The sequence below is a fragment of the Nostoc sp. DedQUE04 genome (assembly GCF_034530995.1).
Classification (GTDB): Bacteria; Cyanobacteriota; Cyanobacteriia; order Cyanobacteriales; family Nostocaceae; genus Nostoc.
This window is the reverse complement of record NZ_JAVRCA010000109.1, coordinates 1-16125: the sequence shown is the minus strand read 5'-3', so window position 1 is coordinate 16125 and position 16125 is coordinate 1. Positions and strand designations below refer to the sequence as shown.

The following is a 16125-nucleotide window of genomic DNA, read 5'->3' as shown; positions in this document are numbered from 1 at the left end:
TGCCAGTATTACGCGGACTGGTATCTGGTGCAACCAATATCAAACCGTACTCAGCGGCAAAGCACTGCACCCCTCCCGCCTTCGCCATAAAATTCTCTTCCGTGCAAGTTAATCCAGAGAGGAAATAGAGAATCGGTACAGGACTTCGAGTTGCTTGTGGTGGTTGATAGATGCTGAAGCGCATTTGGGCATTACAGGTGGAGGAGTGATGACTGTAGAAACCGAGTTTGCCACCAAAGCTTTTATATTCTGAAATGAGGTTGAGGTTAGCCATTAGTTATATTCTCTTTCCTGAGCGGCTGCGGAGAATGGTTATTTTAGCGTAAACTACGAGGAACCTATCCCATTTGGACAAAAGCGATCGCTTCTGGGTCTGTTAGCTGATTAACTTGTGATGACAGAACATCAGCACTGATCACCAATGTCTCTGCTCTAAGTGCTGCCTCAACGATTTTCTTTATCAAGCGTATATTCGATACTGTAGCGAATGGTCAAGCGCATAGAGCATTCATACACAGAGGTGAGTCATACCAAAGTGAGGAATTTGCCCAAGACAATTGGCAAAATCCACACTAGAAAGTATTCGGTTTCACTTCGGGGCTTTAAAAAATCATTTGTTAGTGTAGAAAAGTAATAATTGTGAACTTAATCTTTAGTTATAAAGATAACCATCAACAAGAGTTGTAATTAGTTTCAAGATTTACAGTCAAAACTGTAGCCTTTAAGGTTTACAGAAAGGTTTAATGCTTAGAAAAAACTGGCTTTTAACAACAGGACTTGTTGTTTTAATTTTGAGTATGGTTGTAATGACAAAATTTCTAGATAAATCTCATTCTCTTACCGAAGTATATATATTCGGGGACAGTCTTTCAGATACAGGTATGGTATTCCGAGCGACAGGAGGAATATATCCACCATTACCAACTTACTTTCATGGGCGTTACTCGAATGGTCGAGTTTGGATTGAGTATCTTAGCGAGTGCTTGCATCTGTCCACTAAACAAATTAATAATTTTGCTTACGGAGGAGCAACCACTGGCAGCACTGGTAATAGTTATGTACCTAGCTTACTTCAGCAAGTACAGTCGTTTACACAAAGACATCAAAAGACAAATTCAGATGCTTTGTATGTGTTTTGGGCAGGGGCAAATGATTATTTACAAGGAGTAAGCAGTGCAACTGTTCCTGTGAAAAATATAATCAGTGCAATCAACTTGCTTACAGATATAGGCGCTCAAAAGTTTTTGGTAGCAAATTTACCAGATTTAGGACAGTTACCTGCAATGAAAGCCGCTACAAATTCTATGAGTCTGAATGCATTAACACAAGCACATAATCAAAGTTTAAGGCGTTCACTTAAAATATTGATTCAACAAGATTCTCATCTGAAGATTGCGACTTTAGATGCTAATAGTTTATATCGAGATGCAATCGCCAACCCGGCAGCGTTTGGTTTTACAAATGTAAGTAGTTCCTGTCTATCTGGCTCTACCATCTGTGGTAATCCAGACCAGTTTTTGTTCTGGGATGGTATTCATCCTACGACTGCGGCTCATCGGATTATAGGGGAAACTGCTTTTTCAAGGATTCAAGAGGCAGGGATAATTCATTCTGGTTCAATATTGGTTCCAGAAACCACATCTGTAAAGTAATCACTAATAAATAACGGCGTTGCATAAATGCGGGATGAATTGGCGGCTGAAACCATTGAAAATTCATGACAAATTGGATGAAATCATCCCATGATTCAGCAACGGCGAAAAACATGATGCTATTCCAAATCTGTAGATATGCTTAAATACTCAATTCGATTGTTACTTTACTACCTAAAGTCTAGAGAGATACCTATATTTGCCTAATTCATCCCGTATTTATGCAACGCCGAATATTCTTATGGGATGAGTATCTTGTGTATCTGCACAAATCACGGACGGGTAAGAAACAAACCCGAAGTTAATTACTGGTGGGCTTTAATTTTCTGAAGTAACGCCTCATCAGAGTATTCTTTTTCCCAGTCACCCTCTAACTTCAGCCGCACAGACTGTGCGCCGCCGCTAGGAGTGCAGACAACCCAGTAAGTATCTGATTCTCCTTTCACTTTTGCAGCATCTTGAGCTTCCGAATTATCAGAAAGTCCGGAAAAGGCTTGCAGACAAGTCCATGTAATGCCATCGGTATCTTTAACTTCTCTTTCCATGTCTGTTTATTTAACGTGAACTGGGTAAAACTTCTGAGCGATGTCTAATATTACTGTTGTGAGTATAGGAAACAGCAATCGTACTGGAGGAAGTTTCGGCATAGCACTACCTTACTGCCTGTTCCAAGCGATCGCTTCCTTAATCGCTTAAATGTCTCCAACAAGAGTGCTGTGGCTTTGGTTGCCGATGTATATCAAAATTAACGTGCTATTTACAGGGTATTGCCCTCAATTCCAAAATTTTCAATATTGTTTGAGTCAGCGATTGCTTGTTAGTTCAACTGTAACTTTAGTTTTAGTAAGACATCAATTATTTATTGTGAAACTGGGCTTAATCATCTCCATCCATTAAGCAACAACGGCTTTGAGTCTTGCAAGCAAGTCGAGAAGAACGCTCTCGTACAATAGTCTCTAAATCTGGTCGTCCTGTTAGAAAAAGTCGCCAATCAGCCCAAATCCCATATAGGAAGTCGGCAATAGCACCGATAACTGGTAAGGAAGTTGCAGCATAGACCCAACCCATCCCCAGAATTTCGTAAATGCGATGGAAAACCTCAACATTTTTAACTAACGTTCCGTCTGGCAACACAGCATGAATACGCCCCATTGCAGTTTCATAGTTAACACCGCCATGTGCTTGGGGGTTGTAGTCATCAGTTGCAATATCTACAAACGCCACCAGCCCTCGACCCGCGTCCCGCTTCTTCAAAAAGTTAACCTCACGCAGACACAAGGGACATTGACCGTCATACAGCAGTTTGATTTTCCACGACGGCAGAGTGGATAAAGGCTGGTCTTGAGAGTTGTTATAATCGTAGGATTGGATTTGTGGTGAGGACATTTCGGGATCTTAACTAAGTTTATTTCCTTACATCAAGCGTAACGCCTCTCTTCATTAATAAATAATGCCTAATATGAATTACAAACGTCTCTTCGTCTTGTATATTTTTGAAAATTGCTACTGGAACGATCATCAGTTGGTTATGGGCAGTCGCGATTAGCAAGAGTTAGTTTCTGTTTTGCTTCATTGGCCAGTGGTTATCCTGGGGTTTTACCCTGTTTCAGTTCCGGGGCATCGATGCCACAAAGCTCGACTGACATTTGGCTGCCATCAGGAAAGACGAACTGTGATGCTGTCCCCATCTGCTACTTGGGTAGCGATCCATTCTTCGGTAAGCGCGATGGATGGCTGCTTAGTTCTTTGGAAAATCGAGATAGCGCTGATGGTAGCTCCAGCGATGCCTGCGGCGGTAAACTACGCAGTTAAGATTATGGTAGTTCTCCACAATGGCTTCATGTTGCTACATCTGTTGTTGCAGTATAAGAAATTACAATTCTTTTCCGCACTGAACATTTCTTAGGGATTTTTTTCAAGTTATGTAAACAGAGTTCAATATTGGTTTTTCCTAAGCTTAAAGCGATGCGTAGCTTGCCGCCGTAGGCATCGGTGTTATTCACCGAGTATAGGTAATTGGAGTTATGTATGATCTAGTAGAAAATTTGGTTTTAAGATTGGTTTTGCATATCCTTTTGGTAGAAAAGCTGTTACTGCGGGAAAAATGAAAGCAAGACTATATTTTTAATACAATGAAGATATTTAGTTCTTGTGAAATTTCGAGCACAAGCTATAGTTTTACTTATCTCTTTGGGGAGTTTGCAGTTCAAGGAACAGTTTCTGATTTCTTTGAAATATGTAAGCTTTTTGAATCTGCTGCTGATTACTATAGAACTAAGGGAATTAAACAATGGAATCAAGGCTATGATCTAGAGAAAATATATTATAATATCATTCAAAAAGAGACTTTTATTATTAAAAGTGAAAATGGTGTTTTACTATGCACTTTTGCTATTTCTGAAAAACTACCCGACTATTATCCTGAATATCTAAAGACAGAAACAAATATTTGGATTGTTAAGAGCTGATTCGTAAAGAAAATCTTAAGGATACTCAAATCATTGCGAGGTCTGAGTTTCAGCGAATAAGTGCATTATTGGCTCAAATTCCTGAAAAGTATACAAGACAAGGACTTTACTTGAGTTTACAAATTAGCTCTAAAAGTTTATGTACAAAATTACAAGAACTAACCTGTCTAGGGAAGAAGGTTATAAAAAAAATAATTCAAGCTGCTATTGATAATCATATTTCTAAAATATATTTAGATTGTGTTATTGATAATCTTAGCCTAGAGAAGTATTATAAAAGATTTGGATTTGAGCGTATAGTAATAGTAAAACATCCAAAATATTACCAGGATATGGTAGTTATGGTGTTAGGGGTTTAAAACAAATATTGTATCAGTCTTGAAGTTTAAGGCTAATTATTTTTTTTAAAAACTAAGTATGAGTTCAATCACCGAAACAATTACGATTAAAGTTACTTTGATTGTGATTGATATAAAATTACCAGTCCAGCCTTGAACTTGATGACATCAAGGCGATCGCTTAAATGTTGATTAACCAATAACTCTAAGTCGATGTTCTATGTCGGCGTAGTAGAAAACCCACTCCAATCAAGCCGATGCTAAATATCACCGTGGTATTCCTCGGTTCTGGAACTGTTTGAAGTGTTTGAAACGAACCTGAGATTAGAGGTAAACCTCTTACAGGAGCAGTTGGATCTGGGTTAAGTGTAAGATTTTCGGACAAGATCAGTGTGCCAATCGCACCGTCAAATGTACCCGATCCACCAGTAATACTTATAGTATTAGAAACCGTGCCCACAAAATTTTGAAAGTCAAGGGTAGCAGTACCTCTGGTGGTTCCGAATAGCTTATCTGCTCCTTGACCAAAAATTGTAATGTTACCAAGTGGTAAGTCGTTTAACCCAAATGTTGCTGGATCTGGCTCAATTGTAATCACACCTGTATTATTGTCGAGATTGCCATAGCTGATATTTACAAGTCTACTTAGACCGTATGGCGCATTAGCACTTTCACCTATATTGGTTATTTTTAAAATGTTTCCTGTGATCGGCTCAAGAGTAGTTTCTGAATTGTAGATAGCTGAGAATGGATATTGTATCTGCGCCATTACTTTTTTTGTACCTAGTCCAAAACTCAAAAGCGCGGCAGTTACCGAAATGAACCATACAGCCCGTAATCTAAGCATAATTAATTTGATTTTGATATTAGGTAGTGTTTACTTTCACTAAAGACAAACTACCGTAAATTTCTCAAAAAATAAACCATCTAATTAACTGTTACTGAAAGGATGTTATCAAAGTTGCAAAAGGTATAGTTTTGTACTTGAGTATGCCCAAAATGCCACTTAACTACACTATTAGTCTGCTTTGCCAAAATTGATTGCTGGGTTCAAACTGTGGAAGGAGGAAAAATGTAGCGTAATAGTTCTCCTATGATGGGTAGGTAATGCCAAGTATTTGCCTACAATTTATTCACTGGTAGCTACCGATCAGCTAATCATAGGAAAACAGTTGAACATTGCTACAATCTCTACATTTACGCGCCCGTAGCTTTTCGCCTTCTCCCCACACAGCCCCATCAGCACGGAAATACACCCACTGACTTACTGATTCTCCAACGGTACGACCCCAAACAAAATTTTGTGAACCGCAGATTGGACATGGCATTTCTTGTGGAGTAACGTTATCGTGATTAGGTTGGTTGTTCATGAGCTTTGCTCGATAAATTCTGAGTGCAATCTTCAGCAGCTATTGGGACAAAGTGCGATCGCTTTCTTTTTGTATCTGGTTAAAACAACGTTATACAGTCATTGGAGTTTTATTGCTTGCTATGTCTATTACAGCTTGCAATAACTCTGCTACATCACAACTAGCATCTGGCAATCGCCCAACGCTGGCAAATCTTTCGGACACCTCTAATTCATCTTCTCCACCCACCTCTGGCACACAAAATCCTGACAATAGCCAGTCCCAAGAACAACTTGCAGTCCAACTCATTCATGATTATTACGATGCCATCGCACGTCTTGACTATAAACAAGCTTACTTGGCTTGGGATGGAGATGGTACTGCCAGTAAGCAATCATTTGAGGAATTTCAGCAGAGTTTTGCTAACATCGTATCCATTGTTGAAGAAGTCGGAAAACCGGGTTCTTTAGAAGGGGCAGCAGGTTCGCTATATATTGAAATTCCCGTTACTGTTACGGCTGTTAATAGCAATGGAACTCCACAGCGTTTTCGTGGTAGCTATAAGCTGCGACGAGTCAATAACGTTCCTGGCTCAACTCCAAAGCAACGTAGATGGCATATCTACTCGGCCAATATTTCTCTTGAGCAGTAATTCCCCTAGCGTGGTTGCTAAAGTCTGATTCATATTTAATCTAACTTTTCCTGATTGACCATAGCAGTATTTTAGGTGTTAAGCGATGGATACCTATGGTGGCAAGCTACGCACCCTCAGCAATCCCAATTCTAGACCAATCCCCCAAATCCTCCCCAGTTATGAATAAAGTCTTGGGGTCAAAGAAACTCTAGGAGGCAAAGGTTGGGGCTGGATTGCTACCCAGTCAGGAGAAAATAATGAAATTTTATTACTAGGTGGTGGTAGTGGTAAAGTTGGTGAACCACCATTAATAGATTGAGTTTCAGTGTCTTTCAGTTCAATTTCTTGAAGATAGATATCTTCAATGACTAGTTTTTTTAAGTTTGGTATCATAAGTTTTTGAGCAATTAATGTTTGATGATTCTGGTAATGTGGGCTGTTGTTCAGAGTTACTGAATTCATTCTGAACTGGTTTTCCTATTGTCTTAGGAAGTTATGGTCTATCTCCTATGATCTGTGGTTCTGGTTGTGGGTTATCATTCTGGCTCATGTTGATTTATCTCCTTTGTAACTTTAATTATTTGGCCGTTTTCAAGATTTCTTGCTTAGAGTTGGTAAATCTTGAAGTTCAGTAAACGCAGTCAGTTTGTGTGTTGACAATTATGATTTCAAGAGATGTCATCTCAATTCCGTAATCAATAGAAAATTTTGCGCTCATTAAAAGAAGCTACAGTGCGATGCCTCGGTGTTCTCGTTGCCATCGCTAAAACCTACACTTATGCAATAAAGTATTTTTCAAGGCAACTGTCACAAGCTATAGTTCACGATCTCTGTACTGTCATTCTCTACGATGACTTTTAGTTTTTATGCACTGAGAATAGAAAGCACCCCAAGCACTACCAATTCTGCTAAAATCACCTCTGCCTTTAACTTATCTCCTCCAACATAGCTAAATGCTTACTCAAAGGAGCCAGGGTATTAGCAACAATCATCCCACTAGCGACGACGGCGGGTAAACCGATGCCAGGGAATGTGGAGTCACCGCAGCACATCAACCCCGCTAAAGGTGTACCGTGACCAGGAAATAAACCTTTAGCGGCAGAAATTGCCGGGCCATAGGAACCATGATGGCGGCGTAAAAAACGTTCGTGGGTGAGGGGTGTACCAACCAGGGTGATTTCGCAACGGGTGCGGATATCGCTGATAATTCGTTCTAGAGCTTGCCACATCACCTCGGCACGCGATCGCTTTTGTTGCTCATATTCCTGACTTCTCCTATCTAGCCCTTGCCAAAGTGCGTAGGGTTCATTACCGGGAGTGTAAACGTGAATTACGTGTTTACTTGGGGGTGCAAGGGATGGGTTAAGAATTGAGGGTATTGATACTACTACAACATTTTGCGGTGCAGTAATGCCCAATTGCCAATCATTGACCACAATATAATGACAAGCTAAATCTGCTGGTAAACCTTGAGCATCAATACCAAGATGCAAGTGCATAAAACTATCACACTCTGGTATGGCTTGGCGTTGGCTGCGGAATTTGTTTGGTACTGCTCCTTCTGGTAATAGTTTTAACGTATCCCATACCGAAGCATTAGAAACAACTGCTCGCCGCGCCCGAATTTCTTCCCCATTTCGCAGTTTGACACCTACCGCCCGTTTACCTTGTACCAAAACTTGCTCAACATGAGAGCCTAACATTAATTTCCCGCCATGTTTTTCTAGTCCTTGCACTAGTGCATTGACTAAAGCACCACTACCACCAACAGGGTAGTCTAACGCTACTCCTGGTTTGTACCACTCCGCAAACATAAATGCGACTTCGGCGGCGTTAGTTCCTGATGCTGGTAGTCCAGAGAGGAGAAAACACAACAAGTTCAACCAGTTAATAATAAAGGGGTCATGGACAACACCATTCACGATCCGGTCAAAAGACCCCGTTAACTTGAGAATATTGGCAGTATGTTTAGCTAACGATGGAGCAAATTTACTGATAGTTAAAGCTGCACCTACATCTAAACGTAATGCAGATGCAGGCAGAGCGATCGCCGCTGCGGTTAGTGGTGTCATCACCGCTTGCAAGCGTCGCCATTGGGACACTGCATCTTCACCTCGCAGCCTTGCTAGCACTTCACAAAACTGTTCTGCACCCACAGATGTATCAAAATCACCTTCTGGTAGCCGACAACCCCAAGTATCGTAAGTCACACATGGCAAATCCACACCAATTACATCTAGCACTTGTCGTAAAGGGTTAACCGAAGGAGTGTAAGACAACCCAGAGTAAAGAGAAGGGCCACTATCAAACTTAAATCCTTGACGTTCAAAACTGTGCGCCGCTCCACCAGCAATTGTATGACTCTCGCAAACAGTCACATCAAACCCATATCGCGCCAAAACAGCAGCACAACTCAACCCCCCTATACCACTACCAATTACAACTACATCTTTTTGGTTCATAGTCATTAGTTATTAGTGCGTAGTCTATAGTTATTGTGCCAAGTTTTTCACTCTCAATAACTCAGGAGAAAGCAGATTTTCTCATATTTGGGTTTGCTGTGTGATTTTCACTTGCGGGAATTTTGTCAGTTCTTTATTCTGTTTTTGTTTTATTGACATCTTTTGACAATCAGCGTTCCTTATGTTCTTAAACTTTGTAGAAGGTACATCAAATAACAGCTTGGTTGTGCCTGTAGCCCTGGCGATCGCCCCTTCCCCCAGAATTGGAACTAGCTGCTTACGCAGTTGGTATTTTTCTACTTCTCTGTGCTGTTGGTGTCACAAGTGGGCTTTGACATTTTTGTGAGGCGGGTTTCGGGAGTTGCGATCGCTAGGGGGATTAATTTATGGCACTGTTGAATGGAATAATTGCACAATTCAATCGCCGAATTGCATGATTTTATTTCTTATACCAAGTTGCCCGTTGGGTTTAAGAAAAGGTTTTTTCGCTATATTTGACCAGTTGAGCAACAAATAAACCTGACAGATGGAATTTTAACTAATACTTTCAAAATTCCCTGAAATCACTTAAAAACTACACTTATTCAAAAATTGCAAAATATGTTGAGATGTAATTTGCGGCTGTTCAATTTGAGGGACATGACCACAGTTTTTAAGTTTTATTAATTGAGAATTGGCAATGGAGCGCTGAAATTTTTCTGCATCCCCAAGTGGGAGCATGTCATCAGCTTCTCCCCATAAAATCAATGTTGGTTTTTCAACTTGGGCAATTCTATCTGCCAAATTGGTATAACCTCCAGTTTTGACATAATCAATCATAGCATCATGCCAAAGTGGCATTTCTTGATGCAGCATAGCGCACTGAATTGCCAAAAGCATTTTGGAATCAAAATTAGGTAAAACACTACATAAGTTTAATGCCAGTATGTGGCGCTGACGCAGGTATTCAACAGCCAAAAAGTCAAAAGGAGGAAATAAATATTTGCTAAAAGCAGGAGAACTAGTGTAACCTAAACTATTAATTAATACTAGCGATTTGACAATTTGAGGATAAGTGAGAGTAAAATCGATTGCAGTTGCACCTCCCATTGATGCGCCTACTAGTACGATTGGTCTATTGATTAAAGTTTTCCAAAAATTGTAAAGGTGAATTTTGATTGTAGTTGGGCTGTAATTTATTTCTTTTTGTCTTTGTGTAAAGCCAAAACCTAACAAATCTACTGCCCACGTTTCATTTTGAGCAGCAAGTAATGGCAACAGCAAACGAAACTCTAGGATAGAACTGTCGAAGCCATGCAGTAATAAAATCGGTGTAACTTCCCTACCTTTGTGAATATACGTTGTCAAGATTGGCTGTTGACTAAGGGAAGTTGTCAAGGCAATTCTTTCAATACTTTTAACAAAAGCGATCGCCTCTATGTCTTTGAGTTGGTTAACTTGTGATGGCAGAAAATCAGGAAACATTATATTTATTTATAAACTACCTTATTTGCAGACTTAACCCATTCCATTAAAATTATGCCGATTCTCCACAATAGCTTCATCTTGCTCCCTCTGTTGTTGCAATATAAGAAATCACAATTATTTTCCGCACTGAACATTTCTTAGCGATTTTTTTTCAAGTTATGTAAATAGCTGAACATTGCTGCAATCAAGGCATTTACGTGCCCGTAGCTTTTCACCTTCCCCCCACACAGCCCCATCAGCACGGAAATACACCCACTGACTTACTGATTCTCCAACGGTACGACCCCAAATAAAATTTTGTGAGCCGCAGATAGGACATGGCGTTTCTTGTGGGCTAAGGTTTTCGTGATTCGGTTGGTTGCTCATGAGGTCCCCCCGATGAATTCTGAGTGCAATCTTCAAGAGGCATTGCGCCAGAGTGCGATAGCGATCGCTTGAGATTGAATTACCAGACTGATAATTTTATTTCCAACAATCATCACCGTAAAAGGCTTTCTGTTATCTGTTAGGTAAAAATCTCGCGCACTATCCGTTTCTAACACGCCATCTGTCAACAGCAATTCTAGTAAGTACGACATACTGCACCGAAAGCCATAGCTAACCCAATACGCTGCCAATGGAAGTTGTGTTTGTTTTCTTGAGTTTTCATCTGCATGGTAAATTTGTGGCTGTTCAATTATGCGCCGGGGTGAGCCAGTTTTTTGCACAGTCACGGGGGTAAGTCACCAGCACCAGAAATAAATCCTGTCTCTTTGAGCATTTGTTGTAGTTTTGTATGAGGAAATTTTATATCCTTGTTGTTATTTTTATACATATCAACAAAGAAGTCTTGCATCAGCGCAATAATGCTGCGATATTTGACAATGCAAGTAACATAAAACTCATCTAACTTCATGATCCCATCAGCGTGTATCTGCTCAATTCTGTCAAGTAATATAGATCCCACTTCATAAGGTTTTAAACCTTCTTTTATCTCATATTTTTCCATTATCCTGCGTTTATCTTTCTCAGAGCATAAATCATATTGTGAGCGAATAAGATGACCAAGATTTCGCAAAATTTCTCCGTAGTCGTAAAATTGGTTATGCTTAAAAAAGGATTCTTCATCTTTGGTTAACGAAAAACTCTTATCAAGTACTAAACCAAAATCAGTCAAATATATCTGCTTACCGTCAGTAAGGATATTGCGAAAATGTGCATCGAAGTGAATAATTCCCTTTCTCCTTAAAAAGGTAATTGTCGTGCATAATTCATTTAGAGGTTGCTGAAGTTTACTAGGGTTTTCTTGCAACCATGTTTCCAGGACATACGGTATGTACTCTAAAAACAGAACCAATTCATAGTTGGCGTTGGCTCTATCTAACACATAATTCTCGATACTCGCATTATTACCCCAATACTCCACAAAGTTTTTGTGATTTTCCATATCGATATTCTCGCATTGCCTAAAGAACGGAATAATTCGATAATGGTACATTAGGGGAAATGTGGCGTTCGCTCCTTCTAATATCCAATTAGTAGTCTTAATGTGTGTCACAAGTTCACGGAAGACACTTAAACCAATAGAACCAACACCGTAGTTAAAGTAAGTTGGTAAATCATACAGGTTTTTGGTAGAAAATAGGTTTTCGTATTCGATATCCGTAATCGGAATGCGCTTGACAAAAATTTTGAATCGTCCAAGAACGATGGTATGATTTCGTCCCAAACTTGAACTTGATGTGCCTGGCTCATTATTGTCAAACAAAGAACACAATTGCGTATTATCCAACCCAGCAAGTTGTGAACTAAGCTTGAAGTAACTTTTGGTTCTAAGTTCTAGATGGTTTTTAACCATTTTCTTCGTTCAAACGCAACATAAATATATAAAGGAGCTTAGTCTAAAATCTAGATAATACTTCACTCTTGCACCTCAGTAAGCTTTTTTTGATATTCTTTATACTCTTTGTCTTTATGCTGCCAGTATTTCTCAACTGTTTCTTTAGCAGCGATTGCACTATCGTATTCATCCCCACCTTGGCTTAATAATCGCTGTTTGGTTTGCTTTCGTAAGTCAGAAACAACTTTGCCGTTAACTTTACGCGTCTTTGACCAATCTAGAATCGCTCTAGGATCTGACTTTTCCCGTTAAGTCGTGAAACAACGAGATAGCAAGGGTTTCAGGCTATAATTTCTTCTCAATAGCTTAATATTAATGACAATAAATAACGAGATAATGCGGCTTTGGGCTAGGGGTTTAGTTAGCGATCGCTCAATTAATGAGATAACGGGAAAAGTCAGAACCATGACCAATATCCACAACCTCGGCATGACCGATACCGAATATGCCAAACTAGCAGCCCAAGGCTACGTCGTAGACATCGCTCTTACTCGATTCTTAGAGAGAAAGTTAAAGATGCGTAGTTTATCAATCGCGCTCAAGCCTGAAAATAAGCAATTTAACCAAGATGAGGAAGGTTTCACCAAACCCAAGTTATTAAACCACTATTAATTCAGATTAAACAATTAAGGTTGTGTTGGAATAATCAACGCTTAACCTGATTGCAAAGAGGCATTAAAGTTGCGCTGTTACACTTTGCTGTGATTCAAACGCGATAATCAGGGGAGTATATGCAGAACTTCAACTTCGAGCGCTTGCTATCAAGTCGCTTGAGACGGCGACAAGTTTTGATTGGGACTGGAGCCTTAACTGGTTTTGCGATTGCCAATCAATGGTTTAACAAAGTTCTGGCTCAACCCCGATTCTCTAATTATCCTTTTAGTCTGGGTGTCGCTTCCGGTGAACCACTTCCAGATAATGTAGTGCTGTGGACACGTTTAGCACCCGATCCGCTCAATGGTGGTGGGATGCCACCATATAATGTTCCAGTGCAGTGGCAGATTGCTACCGACGAAAAGATGCGGCAAGTTGTCCACAGTGGCACACAGATGGCTACTCCAGAATTTGGACACTCTGTTCATGTAGAAGTGCAAGGATTACAACCTGCCCGTTGGTATTGGTATCAATTTAGGGTAGGTAATGAAGTCAGTCCTATTGGACGAACTCGTACTGCTCCTAACCCGCGCGATCGCGTTGAGCGCTTCCGTTTTGCCTTCGCTTCCTGTCAAAACTGGCAAAGTGGTTATTATGCCGCCTACAAAAATATGGCTCAAGAGGATTTAGACCTAGTGGTTCATCTGGGTGATTATATTTATGAAGGCGCACCGAGTACAACAGCGCTACGCCCACACAATGGCAATGGTGAGCCATTTTCCTTACAGGAGTATCGTAACCGCCACGCTCTGTACAAGAGTGACCCAAACCTAAAAGCAACTCATGCTGCATTTCCTTGGTTAGTCACTTGGGACGACCACGAAGTTGATAATAACTGGGCCGACGAAATTCCTCAAGACCCCGAAGTACAATCACGCTCGGTGTTCCTTGCCCGCCGTGCTGCCGCTTTTCAGGTATACTACGAACACATGCCGCTCCGTCCCTACTCAATCCCTAGAGGCATTGATATGCAGCTCTACCGACGATTGACTTTTGGTGATCTCGTTGAATTCAATGTCTTAGATACCCGCCAGTATCGTACCAATCAACCCTGTGGTGACGGACGTAAGCCGCGATGCGCTGACGCCACTGACCCAACTGCCACAATGACTGGTTCCGAGCAGGAGCGGTGGCTGTTTGAAGGACTAGATCGCTCTAGCGCTCGCTGGAACGTCATTGCTCAACAGATTGTTATGGCTCAGTTTGACTACGATACCGGAGCGGGAGAAGTTTTCAACCTTGACCAGTGGGATGGTTATGTTGCCTCTCGCAACCGCATTCTGGGTTTCATCCAGCAACGCCGCCCATCGAACCCCGTAGTCATTAGTGGTGACTGGCATTCTAGCTGGGTTAATGACCTTAAAGCTAACTTTGACGACTCTAACTCACAAACAGTAGCGACTGAGTTTGTTGGTACTTCGATTAGTTCAAGTTGTCCTTGGACATTCGACGTAGAAGCAGCATTGCCACAGAACCCGTGGGTGAAATATTTCAATGGTAGACTGCGCGGTTATGTTCGCTGCGATCTCAACCGCGAACGCTGGCGTAGTGACTACCGACTGTTGCCTCAGTCTCAACCTACTGAAATTACAGTGTCCAATCCAAATGCATCTGTCATTACGGCGGCTTCCTTCGAGTTGCCAAATCAGGGAGTTGTAGCAAAAGTTTAGTAGGTATCAAGCCGAGATGTTTGTAATGTCCTACAATATGAGTTTAAAAGGCTTGATTTTTTGTTGTAAATAGAGGCTTTTTTGACTCTGATGTAGCAAATTCTAAAAGGCAAACAGGATAAGGTTTTTCAGACCATCTTGTAGGAAATTACAAGGATTTCGGCTCAATGCCAACTAGATTACACGATTAAGAAGCTTTTTGCTTACGCTTTATAGCGATCGCTATAAAGTGGGCGTATTTCGTTGTCGGCGTAGCCAAAAAGCCACCCCCATCATGCCTATAAGAGCTGACGCATTGGTAGTGCTTGGCTCTGGAATGTTTTTTGAAAACACCTGAATGGTTCCACTGGCTTTTGATTTGCCTGTGGTAGGAATATTTGGGTCTAGACTGATTTGATAAACCTCTCTAAGTGTCAGTGTGCCGACAGCGCCAAGAAATAAACCTTCACCACTAGTAATAGTAAAAATATTAGTGGCAGTGCCTTTTGAGGAGAGAAAGTCAATTACTCCAGTAGCGTTATTTGTACCAAACAATTTATTACTGCCGTTACCAAACAATACTATCTCGCCTACTGGCAAGCCCTGCAAGCCAAATGTGGCGGCATCTGTGTTAAATCGGAACTCTCCAGTAGCAAAGTTAATTTGGCTGTATGTTAAACCGCTAACTTTCGTTAAATCATAAGGAGCATCAATACTTTGCCCTGAAATAGTTGTTGCTGAAACATCTGGCGTAATGGGTTTAGACGTGGAGAATACGTCATAAGTGGCATTGAATGTGTAAAGCTGTTGTGCGATCGCACTTTTTACATCTAACCCAAAACCAATAAAAGCCAAGACCACTGTCACAAGCCATGTAGTGTATGAGCGATGCATAAAAATTTAGGTATTTAGCAGTGAAAAGCCTGAGTATAAGAATACAGCAATATTTAAATTCTCTTCACCCTACCCAAACGGCTGACCCCATCTCTGCCAGTTTTCTTTGTTAAATGGACTACGCCACTTCAAAATTAGACTCAATTCCAATTCCTGCCGTGCGCGTCTATCAACAGGCGTATCCCACGAGAAAGCGATGCTCACTTCTGGTTGGAGTCCATAATGATGATGCAGTGAATGGTAACTATCTAGATATTGCTTACATCCATGCTCACCTTTCCAGCGTTTACCAGATCGTCTTGTTTCACCAACATACAACAGCAAGGGCATGGCATTATCGATCACAAAATAAATAGCGGCGCTACCCGCATCTGTTGGCATCCTGTAAAACGCCATTGATTGCAAGGGCAGAGTAAAAGGATCTATCGCGTCTGGGCCGAAGCGGTTGGGTGTAATATCAAATAACGCAGTCTGTTCAGGTGGTTTGCTCTCCCTTACCCGTTGCTGATAGTCCAAAATCTGCGCTTTCCACTTCAGTAGGGCATCAGCATTCCCTCTGCTTTACGTGCGGGCGTGGATTTCACTTCTGGAAATAGGTTTAGCTGGTTGGGTTCGGTAGTCATGACTGGGAGTTACTTTGCCAGGTAGAGTCGATGGGCGGTATTACCCGCCGCACCTC

At 41.0% G+C, this 16125-nt stretch carries 22 protein-coding genes and 1 pseudogene; 9 read left to right on the top strand and 14 right to left on the bottom strand.

Features of this window, described 5'->3' with window-relative positions:
- Positions 1 to 274 (bottom strand): alpha/beta hydrolase-fold protein (locus RM049_RS37820; protein ID WP_322707905.1); only part of this gene is annotated, 274 nt, incomplete at its 3' end.
- Between the two features lie 64 nt (positions 275 to 338).
- On the bottom strand, positions 339 to 464 hold the full coding sequence (locus RM049_RS37815) for a hypothetical protein (protein ID WP_322707904.1): 126 nt from the start codon (positions 462 to 464) through the stop codon (positions 339 to 341).
- 342 nt (positions 465 to 806) lie between these two features.
- Here RM049_RS37815 and RM049_RS37810 point away from each other — a divergent pair, with 342 nt between their 5' ends.
- Positions 807 to 1652 (top strand): SGNH/GDSL hydrolase family protein, encoded by an 846-nt coding sequence (locus tag RM049_RS37810; protein WP_322707903.1) that lies wholly within the window; start codon positions 807 to 809, stop codon positions 1650 to 1652.
- A gap of 117 nt (positions 1653 to 1769) precedes the next feature.
- Positions 1770 to 1859: pseudogene (locus RM049_RS37805) on the top strand (IS1 family transposase); the annotation flags it as partial.
- Positions 1860 to 1957: 98 nt separating this feature from the next.
- On the opposite strand, the gene RM049_RS37800 reads toward RM049_RS37805, so the two are convergent.
- Positions 1958 to 2197 (bottom strand): hypothetical protein, encoded by a 240-nt coding sequence (locus RM049_RS37800; protein ID WP_322707902.1) that lies wholly within the window; start codon positions 2195 to 2197, stop codon positions 1958 to 1960.
- A gap of 331 nt (positions 2198 to 2528) precedes the next feature.
- On the bottom strand, positions 2529 to 3038 hold the full coding sequence (locus RM049_RS37795; protein WP_322707901.1) for a DUF393 domain-containing protein: 510 nt from the start codon (positions 3036 to 3038) through the stop codon (positions 2529 to 2531).
- Positions 3039 to 3275: 237 nt separating this feature from the next.
- On the opposite strand from RM049_RS37795, the gene RM049_RS37790 reads away from it, so the two are divergent.
- From RM049_RS37790 to RM049_RS37780, 3 genes are all read left to right on the top strand, one after another.
- Complete coding sequence (locus RM049_RS37790) at positions 3276 to 3464, top strand: hypothetical protein (RefSeq protein ID WP_322704174.1); 189 nt, start codon at positions 3276 to 3278, stop codon at positions 3462 to 3464.
- 320 nt (positions 3465 to 3784) lie between these two features.
- On the top strand, positions 3785 to 4120 hold the full coding sequence (locus tag RM049_RS37785; protein WP_322707900.1) for a hypothetical protein: 336 nt from the start codon (positions 3785 to 3787) through the stop codon (positions 4118 to 4120).
- Positions 4121 to 4188: 68 nt separating this feature from the next.
- Entirely contained in the window at positions 4189 to 4479 is a 291-nt protein-coding gene (locus RM049_RS37780; protein ID WP_322707899.1) for a GNAT family N-acetyltransferase, read from the top strand.
- A gap of 184 nt (positions 4480 to 4663) precedes the next feature.
- Here RM049_RS37780 and RM049_RS37775 read toward each other — a convergent pair whose 3' ends face one another.
- Both RM049_RS37775 and RM049_RS37770 read right to left on the bottom strand, forming a co-directional pair.
- Entirely contained in the window at positions 4664 to 5305 is a 642-nt protein-coding gene (locus RM049_RS37775) for a hypothetical protein (protein ID WP_322707898.1), read from the bottom strand.
- Between the two features lie 307 nt (positions 5306 to 5612).
- On the bottom strand, positions 5613 to 5828 hold the full coding sequence (locus RM049_RS37770) for a hypothetical protein (RefSeq protein WP_322707897.1): 216 nt from the start codon (positions 5826 to 5828) through the stop codon (positions 5613 to 5615).
- Between the two features lie 121 nt (positions 5829 to 5949).
- Between RM049_RS37770 and RM049_RS37765 the strand changes: the two genes are divergently transcribed.
- The gene (locus RM049_RS37765; RefSeq protein ID WP_322707896.1) at positions 5950 to 6459 is read left to right on the top strand and encodes a hypothetical protein; all 510 of its coding nucleotides are present in this window, start codon (positions 5950 to 5952) and stop codon (positions 6457 to 6459) included.
- 159 nt (positions 6460 to 6618) lie between these two features.
- On the opposite strand, the gene RM049_RS37760 is transcribed toward RM049_RS37765, so the two are convergent.
- Together RM049_RS37760 and RM049_RS37755 are read right to left on the bottom strand one after the other, a co-directional pair.
- Complete coding sequence (locus tag RM049_RS37760; RefSeq protein ID WP_322707895.1) at positions 6619 to 6903, bottom strand: hypothetical protein; 285 nt, start codon at positions 6901 to 6903, stop codon at positions 6619 to 6621.
- A 464-nt stretch (positions 6904 to 7367) separates the two neighbouring features.
- Positions 7368 to 8903: an NAD(P)/FAD-dependent oxidoreductase gene (locus RM049_RS37755; protein ID WP_322707906.1), complete on the bottom strand. Its 1536-nt coding sequence runs from the start codon at positions 8901 to 8903 to the stop codon at positions 7368 to 7370.
- 181 nt (positions 8904 to 9084) lie between these two features.
- Here RM049_RS37755 and RM049_RS37750 point away from each other — a divergent pair, with 181 nt between their 5' ends.
- Positions 9085 to 9249 carry a hypothetical protein gene (locus RM049_RS37750; RefSeq protein ID WP_322707894.1) on the top strand — a complete coding sequence of 55 codons (165 nt, stop codon included), beginning with the start codon at positions 9085 to 9087 and terminating at the stop codon, positions 9247 to 9249.
- A 221-nt stretch (positions 9250 to 9470) separates the two neighbouring features.
- Here the strand turns inward: RM049_RS37750 and RM049_RS37745 are convergent, their stop codons facing one another.
- From RM049_RS37745 to RM049_RS37730, 4 genes are all read right to left on the bottom strand, one after another.
- The gene (locus RM049_RS37745; RefSeq protein WP_322707893.1) at positions 9471 to 10367 is read right to left on the bottom strand and encodes an alpha/beta hydrolase; all 897 of its coding nucleotides are present in this window, start codon (positions 10365 to 10367) and stop codon (positions 9471 to 9473) included.
- A 159-nt stretch (positions 10368 to 10526) separates the two neighbouring features.
- Positions 10527 to 10736, bottom strand: coding sequence for a hypothetical protein (locus tag RM049_RS37740; protein ID WP_322707892.1), 210 nt, complete (start codon positions 10734 to 10736; stop codon positions 10527 to 10529).
- 32 nt (positions 10737 to 10768) lie between these two features.
- Positions 10769 to 11083: a hypothetical protein gene (locus RM049_RS37735; protein ID WP_322707891.1), complete on the bottom strand. Its 315-nt coding sequence runs from the start codon at positions 11081 to 11083 to the stop codon at positions 10769 to 10771.
- A complete protein-coding gene (locus RM049_RS37730) occupies positions 11080 to 12207 on the bottom strand; it encodes a protein kinase (protein ID WP_322707890.1) in 1128 nt (375 codons plus the stop codon). Before RM049_RS37730 ends, RM049_RS37735 begins: the two co-directional genes overlap by 4 nt.
- Before the next feature lie 357 nt (positions 12208 to 12564).
- On the opposite strand from RM049_RS37730, the gene RM049_RS37725 reads away from it, so the two are divergent.
- Together RM049_RS37725 and RM049_RS37720 are read left to right on the top strand one after the other, a co-directional pair.
- Positions 12565 to 12861, top strand: a complete 297-nt coding sequence (locus tag RM049_RS37725; protein ID WP_322707889.1) for a hypothetical protein — start codon at positions 12565 to 12567, stop codon at positions 12859 to 12861.
- A gap of 119 nt (positions 12862 to 12980) precedes the next feature.
- Entirely contained in the window at positions 12981 to 14573 is a 1593-nt protein-coding gene (locus tag RM049_RS37720) for an alkaline phosphatase D family protein (RefSeq protein WP_322707888.1), read from the top strand.
- Positions 14574 to 14795: 222 nt separating this feature from the next.
- On the opposite strand, the gene RM049_RS37715 is transcribed toward RM049_RS37720, so the two are convergent.
- Positions 14796 to 15446 carry a hypothetical protein gene (locus RM049_RS37715; RefSeq protein ID WP_322707887.1) on the bottom strand — a complete coding sequence of 217 codons (651 nt, stop codon included), beginning with the start codon at positions 15444 to 15446 and terminating at the stop codon, positions 14796 to 14798.
- Positions 15447 to 15515: 69 nt separating this feature from the next.
- Positions 15516 to 15962, bottom strand: a complete 447-nt coding sequence (locus tag RM049_RS37710) for a GIY-YIG nuclease family protein (protein ID WP_322707886.1) — start codon at positions 15960 to 15962, stop codon at positions 15516 to 15518.
- Positions 15963 to 16125: the final 163 nt, after the last annotated feature.